The sequence below is a fragment of the Deltaproteobacteria bacterium genome (assembly GCA_019309045.1).
GTDB lineage: Bacteria > Desulfobacterota > Syntrophobacteria > BM002 > BM002 > JAFDGZ01.
Genome location: JAFDGZ010000193.1, coordinates 1 through 6,971, shown reverse-complemented (window position 1 = coordinate 6,971; position 6,971 = coordinate 1). Strand labels below are relative to the sequence as shown.

The following is a 6,971-nucleotide window of genomic DNA, read 5'->3' as shown; positions in this document are numbered from 1 at the left end:
CCAAGCGAGCGGTCGAACAAGCGACCATGAGCCTGTCGAATGGGAGCGATCGAACAAGTTCCGCCCTGCGGAACGATCGAACACTGATTGGCTCCTGGCCTCCCAGCCTTCAAAGCGGGAAGAGGCTAATCTATAAGGTCGTGGCTAGCCTGTCCCGTCGCCGGGGAGAGCCACTCCTAAGAATTGGTTTTTGAAACCATAACCGATAACTGAATTCAAAAAAAATGCTTGACAATATCAAATAATCATAATATTAAAATATTACTGTGTTCTAATATTCTGAGGCATGGATATGAAAGACACTGGTCTGCTCGACTGGGAAAAGCTGGAGGAGGCAGCTGCCATCTTTAAATCACTGGGACATCCACTTCGCTTGCGAATGGTTGAGATCCTGGAGCATGGTGAAATGTCGGTCAAGGAGCTGCAGAGCAGGTTGGGCACGCAGCAATCTCACACTTCACAGCAGCTCAACAGAATGAAAACACTGGGCTTATTGAAAGCCAGGCGGCAGGGAAACCAGGTTTTCTATTCTGTGGCCAGGCCAGCAGTGTTCAAGATTCTGGACTGCCTTAGAAAAGATTCACAAGAGGATCTGCAAAACGTATCAGGAGATTTGTATCATGGCTAGAACAGCAGTTGATCTCGAGCTGGAGGCTGCCCGGCAGCCTGAAGCCGCTCCCAAGGCATGTACTTTCATCTGTTCGCGCGACACCCTGGATGGTGCATATCCAGCACTGATTCTGGCAGTCAATGCCAGGCGCCAGGGTATGGAGGCAACAGTCTTTTATACCTTCATGGGCCTGAACCTGTTGAGAAAGAACTGGCTGAACAAGGTAAAATTCAAGCCCCTCGGAGTCATGGGTGCCATACCCGGCATGAGCACCATGGCGACCATGATGATGAAGGGAAAAATTGAAAAGGCCGGCATCCCGGACCTGGGTGATCTCATGGACATGGCCCAGGCAGAGGGTGTGCGCCTGGTTGCCTGCAAGATGACCGTCGATATGATGGAGCTCTCAGAAGACGATTTCATCGACGGTGTTGAAATAATGACTGCCGAGGACTACCTGAAAATTGCCAGCAACTGTCACATAAATATGTTTACATAGGGTTGGCGCCAGGCGTCCGGTGAAAATGGCGCCAGGCGCCGTCCCCGGCCGTGATAGCTGATAACCAGATAATTGATAACGGTTGATGGCAAAATGAAAGTGCACCTGATAACCGATATCTTCAACCAGGCGGGAGAGGGAACTGGAGGCACGGCAACGACCTGGTTGCCGCAGGCTTTAGCCTGCATTGTCCCTGTTGATATCTATTTCGGCAAGCAATTGCGCCATGACGCCATTGTAGTACTGGCCGCTGGCTCAGCCTTCAGGTCAGCCGCCAGCAATTTTCCATCAGCCGTTATCTGTTAACAGTTGTCGGGATACAGTACAGCGCTTCGGCCTATTACCACGGCAATCAGGCATCGGGGGAAAGTTGCTTTGCTCAATCTTCGCCGGATGCCTTGCGCCCTGAGCCTGATAACCTAGGACTCAGCCGCAGTAGTCAGCAGGGTGTTGAGGCGTTCTCTCTGCTCGGACGTCAGGTCAACGAATTCCAGGCCCACGTCGAACTTGTATTTTCTTTCGCTGGTGACCTGGTTGTACCACAAAACTTGCGCCTGAATGGTAAAAGGTTCGCTGCCAGCGGCCTGCTGCACTTCCAGAATTACCGGCGTCTGGCCCTCCATGTCTTTGTCGAGCAGCAGATGGTATCCCTCGATCAGGGTCTGGTTGGTTTGCAGGCAGGCGCCGCCCTGGGAAATGTCCGTAAGTCGGCCCTTAACTCTGGGGGTCAGGGGTTTTTCTTTGCGTGCATCCCAGACGTGAAACATCACGTCTACGGCTGTGGCATAACGTGAGAAGCGTCGCCGCTCCAGTCCCAGGTATTTTTTGATCCCCATGGCAGCGCCTTTAGCTGAAAAAAGGAAAATTTAGAAAAATTTTGTAGACTCTAGCGGCAATACACCGTATATGTCAAGGAAAAGCTCGTCTGTATGGTGCCAGGACTCGCTTGTTATATCAAGGAGCACATATGAACAGCGTCTGGGTTATCGTTCTGATCATTGTGGGTTGGGTCGTTCTGAATCGCTGGATCCTGCCTAAACTCGGCATTTCCACCTGAATGAGCAACAGCTGTGAGCTCGGGGACCGGGCGAAAAAGAAGGCCAAAAAGTAAAAAAAGAAAATTTCATCACAGCGGGCGCAGTGGATAGGGCGCACGGGGAAAGGCTAGGAGGCGGCCGGCTGCGCCTTCGGCTCCGCCGGGTTATCAGTTGTCGGTTATCAGGAGCATAGGGCATCCAGCAATGATTGCGCGAAGCGCCATTGCTTCCCAGAGCCTCCTAGCTTCCCAGCCTAAATGGGTCCATCAATGGTAGCCGCAACCTTCAGGTTGCGCCAGCGGCTGTCCGGTCCAATCACATCATGCCGCCAATCAAGCCCCACAAAGCCGACTCGGCCTGAATTCGTAAGAAAAATCATTTGACTAATTCTTACTTGGTCTCTAGACTAGAAAAGAAATGTATTCATATTGCCTTGTCCTGCAGGTGCTCATAATGAAATCTGCTTCATCCAAAGTAACTTCCAAAGGCCAGGTAGTGATTCCCAAGTGGTTGAGGGATAAATATGGAATTCATCCAGCCACAAAGGTGCGCTGGCTCGAGCGCGAGGAAGGAATCCTGCTCATACCTGAATCAGAAGATCCAATAATCGCAGCCCGGGGTATGTTGAAGGGAACAGGAATATTGAAAGCATACCAGCGGGAGAAGAAGCTTGAAAAAGAAAGGGAAAAGAGGAAGCTTGATAGAGGCAGGAAATTTCGTACTGGATAGCTACGCTTTGATCGGCTACCTGGAAAATGAATCTTTCGCAGACAGGGTGCAGGACCTGCTCCTTCAGGCAAGAGACGGCGCGGTTCAGATATCCCTGCACGTAATTCACCTGGGCGAGGTCTACTATATTACTCTGAGGGAAAGGGGCAGCGTAATAGCGGACCTGGTCTATGCCAGAATCAAAGCCTTACCCCTGAACATCATTGACTGCGTCTATGCCAGAATCAAAGCCTTACCCCTGAACATCATTGACTGCATAGATGAAAAGCTTCTCCTCACAGCTGCTACCTTGAAGGCGTATCATCCCATCTCATATGCTGATGCCCTTGCAGGAGCATTGGCCAAAATACAGAGCAGCACCCTCCTGACAGGAGATCCAGAGTTCGCGGTGTTGGAAAGCCAGGGCATTATCAAAGTGGAATGGCTGGGGTAAAGGGCTGGGAGGCTAGGAAGCTTCCCAGCCTAAATGGGTCCATCAATGGTAGCCGCAACCTTCAGGTTGCGCCAGCGGCTGTCAGCCCAGTTACATCATGCCGCCAATCATACCCCACGAATCGAAATCAGGACAGGCCACCGCAATCTAAATCCTGCGCCCCATCTTCGCCGAATGCCCTGCGCCCAACGCCATGCGCCTGCTTCACACCCCAATAACCGAACCGAGCCCCTCTCACCCCTTCCTTTTCCTCCGCGCCTTGCTTGCCCGTCGTTGTCGCACCACCAGGAAGAGTACGCCTATGGCGCAAAGGATAACAATTGTGGACAACACGGTTCGCTGATTGTTCATGGCGAATAGAGTAAGGGAGTCCCAGGTTCTCTTGAAAATGCCGCCCAGAGGCACTGCACTGCTTGCCACCAGGGGCAGCGACTTGATCACCTCTCCACTGGCAAGAATATTTACTGTGCCCAGTTGCTGATCCTGCTGCACTGGGGCCATAACGTATTTGGGGATCTCGGTTTTCCAGCTAACCTTGTCCTTCTTGGTTGCCGGCACCGTAACCAGGCCGGCCTCCCTGGTCACCAGGCCAACTCGTGGTTCACTTCCTTTCCTGACAACCACTTCCGCCAGCACCTGGCCCTGATCAAAAAGCCGCAGGGTGGCAAAGTTGCGAAAACCGTAGTTGAGCAGCCGCAGGGCCTCCCGTTCTCGCACAGCCACACTTTTGGCACACATTACTACCGCAATAAATCTCTGGTCTCCTCTCTTGGCTGTTGCCAGCAGGTGGTAGCCGGCGGCCTCTGTGTGCCCGGTCTTGAGACCATCTACTGAAGGATCCCGCCAGAGAAGACCATTCCGGTTTCGCTGTCTTATCTTCTCGTGGGTGAACTGCTTCAGCTTGTGATACTCCAGGGCTTCAGGATGGGCCTGGATGTAGGCCCGGGCCAGCAGGGCCATGTCCTCGGCAGTGGTGTACTGGTCGGCAGCCGGCAGGCCGTTTACTGTCTGCACTTTGCTGTTATGCAGCCCCAGCTCCTGCAATTTTTCATTCATGCGGTCGACAAAGGCCTCCACACTCCCCTGAAGATACTCGGCTGCAGCCACGCAGGCGTCGTTGCCGGATACCACCGCGATGCCCTTGATGATGTCAGTCAGAGGGATGCGGTCTCCCACCCGTACGAACATTTTGGAGCCGCCAGTTCGCCAGGCCTTCTTGCTTATCAACACCTTGTCCTGCAGGTTTACCTGCCCGGATTTGACCGCATCGAATATGACAAATAGAGTGAGCAGCTTGACAAAGCTGGCAGGTTTGATTCTCTTTTCAGGCTCCTGAGCATAAAGGATTTCGCCCGAAGTGGCATCGAGCAGCACTGCCGACCTGGCAGCAACGTTAAAAGGGTGGGGTGCCTCTGCCCCTGATGAAAAGCGAGGAAAGCAAACAGCCAGGAGTGTCACTGACACAATGAGAAGAATACTCGCAGGTCTCTGCCGGCTCTTTCGGGACATGCATGACTCCTTGATTTCTCTGCTGCGACCGCGCCGCGGTCTCACCACAATTAAACAGAATTTCCACAAGATACACACCACTCATCGCCTGCGGCTTATAGCACAGCGATGCCTGCAAGTAAAGGGGATACGGGGTGTTACCAGGCGGGGAGGCATAAAGGCTGGAAGGCCGAAGACATTGAATTCACCACCCGCTTTCGCTCGAGGAGCAGAGAGCACAGAGAGTTCAGGGAGGTTCATTAAATCGGGAGATCCCGATTTAATGAACAAGCTCAAGCCCTTCTGGCTGGTGGAGGTCCTTGTTCCAGCAAGTGTTCTGCTCTGCTCTAACCCCAAATGCCAGCAGTTTCTAGGGAGATGACAGCGCTTTGCGCAATCTTCGCCGAATGCCTTGAGCCTTGCGCCTTGAGCCCGCTTTTTCGACACGGGTTCTGCTTCGCAGAACACACGGATGTCACGAGAACACACGGATGTCACGGATAATAACAGCCGGCATTGGGCGCATGGCGCAAGGCGCAGGGTAAAAAACACTGGCGCTTCGCGCGATCATTGGCATATGCTATGTTCTGTTGATCTCCTTTTTTCGACAGGATTTTCAAGATTTCTGTTCTTTTTCCATAGTCAAGCAACAAGCTCCATGGCGGATACGGCGCTTAGCGCCTGCTTCAAACCCTGATAACTGATAACCGATAACTGATAACTGGCAACGCGGCGCAGCCGGCCGCCCTGCGCCCGGTAACCAACACCCTCTAACCCCGCTTGCTGCCCGGGGTATCTGGCTTTTCAATGGCCTTGCGGATGATGGTTCTGTGGATTTTTCTGGTTGCAGGTGCCGGGGCGAGCTTGTGGATGGTGGAGCTGTAAAAATCCTGGAACCTCGCCACATAACCGCGGGATGAATCTGACAACAGCAGCCAGCCGGTCAGAATCACCAGCAGCAGTGACATTGCGTAGATAGACATTCTCCTGGGGGGATATTTAATCCTGGAGAAATAGCTTCGAGGGATGCCACTGATCTTGCCTGCATCTTCTCCTGGCAGCCGCAGCTCCTCGGAACATTTCCTGACAACTCGCGAGGAAATGGTGGAGACTCCACTGACATACCCTGACAACAGAGCATGGTCGCAGACAATGTTGATGAGGCGAGGATAGCCAGCCGAGTAGGCGTATATTTCCCGCACGGCTTTTTCCGAAAAGATATCCCGGGAAGCACCAGCAACTGTGAGCCGGTAGCGGATGTATTCCCGGGTTTCCGGGAGAGTGAGCGGCTTGATATTGAAAGTATAGCTGATGCGCTGTCTCAGTGCCCTGCAGGACTCCTGCAGCAAGATGTCATTGAATTCGTTCTGTCCAACAAAAAAAATATTTAACAGCCTGGTGTTATTTTTTTCCAGATTCGACAGCAGCCGTATTTCTTCGAGCAGCGGCAATGGTATGGTGTGCGATTCGTCAATTATGAGAAGTGTATACTTGCTCCTGGAATGAAGCCTGGCCAGATACTCGGAAAAATATCTCAGGAAAACTACTTTGCTGGCAAAGCGCCTCCTGATTCCAAAGGAATTTGCTACAAAGTTATAGAACTCCAGGATATTGAGATTGGGATTGGTCAGGTTTGCCACCACACTGTTGTCATCGAGCTCGTTGAGCAGAGCGTTGATGAGGGTGGTCTTGCCGGTACCCACATCCCCCGTGAGCAGCAGGAAGCCCTGGTTGCTCAGCAAACCATAGCGCAGAAAAGCCAGAGCTTCGCGGTGCTTCTCTCCCAGCCACAAAAACCTGGGATCAGGATTTATCTGGAAAGGCTTATCTGCAAGGCCGTAATGGTGCAGGTACATTGAGGACCTCGCCCTGTCGCAAGGTGTATCTTTTCCATGTGCGCCTGTGTGCCCCGTGTGCTAGCCAATTCCAATCCTATGTTAACCGACCCCATCTGTCAAGGCAACAGAGGCTGGGAGGCATAAAGGCTAGGAGGCTAGGAAGCTAGGAAGCTAGGAGGCTGGCGGCTGCGCCTTCGGCGCTGCCGGGTTATCAGTTATCAGTTGTCAGTTATCAGGTTTCAAAAACCAGTTTGTAGGAGAGGCTCTCCCCGGCGACGGGACAGGCTAGCCACGACCTGATGGATTAGACCCCTTCCGCTTTGAAGGCTAGGAGGCT

8 protein-coding genes are annotated in these 6,971 nt (G+C 52.7%); 5 read left to right on the top strand and 3 right to left on the bottom strand.

The features are described 5' to 3' along the window. The first annotated feature begins 292 nt into the window (after positions 1-292). The 3 genes from JRI89_17675 to JRI89_17665 all read left to right on the top strand — a co-directional run bounded on the left by JRI89_17675 (position 293) and on the right by JRI89_17665 (position 1,415). Positions 293-628, top strand: coding sequence for a winged helix-turn-helix transcriptional regulator (locus JRI89_17675; protein ID MBW2073062.1), 336 nt, complete (start codon positions 293-295; stop codon positions 626-628). After that, positions 621-1,109, top strand: coding sequence for a DsrE/DsrF/DrsH-like family protein (locus JRI89_17670; GenBank protein MBW2073061.1), 489 nt, complete (start codon positions 621-623; stop codon positions 1,107-1,109). Before JRI89_17675 ends, JRI89_17670 begins: the two co-directional genes overlap by 8 nt. Positions 1,110-1,202: 93 nt before the next feature. Then, entirely contained in the window at positions 1,203-1,415 is a 213-nt protein-coding gene (locus JRI89_17665) for a hypothetical protein (GenBank protein ID MBW2073060.1), read from the top strand. Positions 1,416-1,528: 113 nt separating this feature from the next. On the opposite strand, the gene JRI89_17660 is transcribed toward JRI89_17665, so the two are convergent. Continuing rightward, positions 1,529-1,945, bottom strand: coding sequence for a PilZ domain-containing protein (locus JRI89_17660; GenBank protein MBW2073059.1), 417 nt, complete (start codon positions 1,943-1,945; stop codon positions 1,529-1,531). A gap of 654 nt (positions 1,946-2,599) precedes the next feature. Between JRI89_17660 and JRI89_17655 the strand changes: the two genes are divergently transcribed. Then, on the top strand, positions 2,600-2,875 hold the full coding sequence (locus JRI89_17655; GenBank protein MBW2073058.1) for an AbrB/MazE/SpoVT family DNA-binding domain-containing protein: 276 nt from the start codon (positions 2,600-2,602) through the stop codon (positions 2,873-2,875). Next, a complete protein-coding gene (locus JRI89_17650) occupies positions 2,817-3,308 on the top strand; it encodes a type II toxin-antitoxin system VapC family toxin (protein MBW2073057.1) in 492 nt (163 codons plus the stop codon). The genes JRI89_17655 and JRI89_17650 overlap by 59 nt, the downstream gene beginning before the upstream one ends. Before the next feature lie 234 nt (positions 3,309-3,542). Here JRI89_17650 and JRI89_17645 read toward each other — a convergent pair whose 3' ends face one another. Then, on the bottom strand, positions 3,543-4,817 hold the full coding sequence (locus tag JRI89_17645; GenBank protein MBW2073056.1) for a D-alanyl-D-alanine carboxypeptidase: 1,275 nt from the start codon (positions 4,815-4,817) through the stop codon (positions 3,543-3,545). A 749-nt stretch (positions 4,818-5,566) separates the two neighbouring features. After that, positions 5,567-6,652 (bottom strand): AAA family ATPase, encoded by a 1,086-nt coding sequence (locus JRI89_17640; protein MBW2073055.1) that lies wholly within the window; start codon positions 6,650-6,652, stop codon positions 5,567-5,569. Between the last annotated feature and the right edge of the window lie 319 nt (positions 6,653-6,971).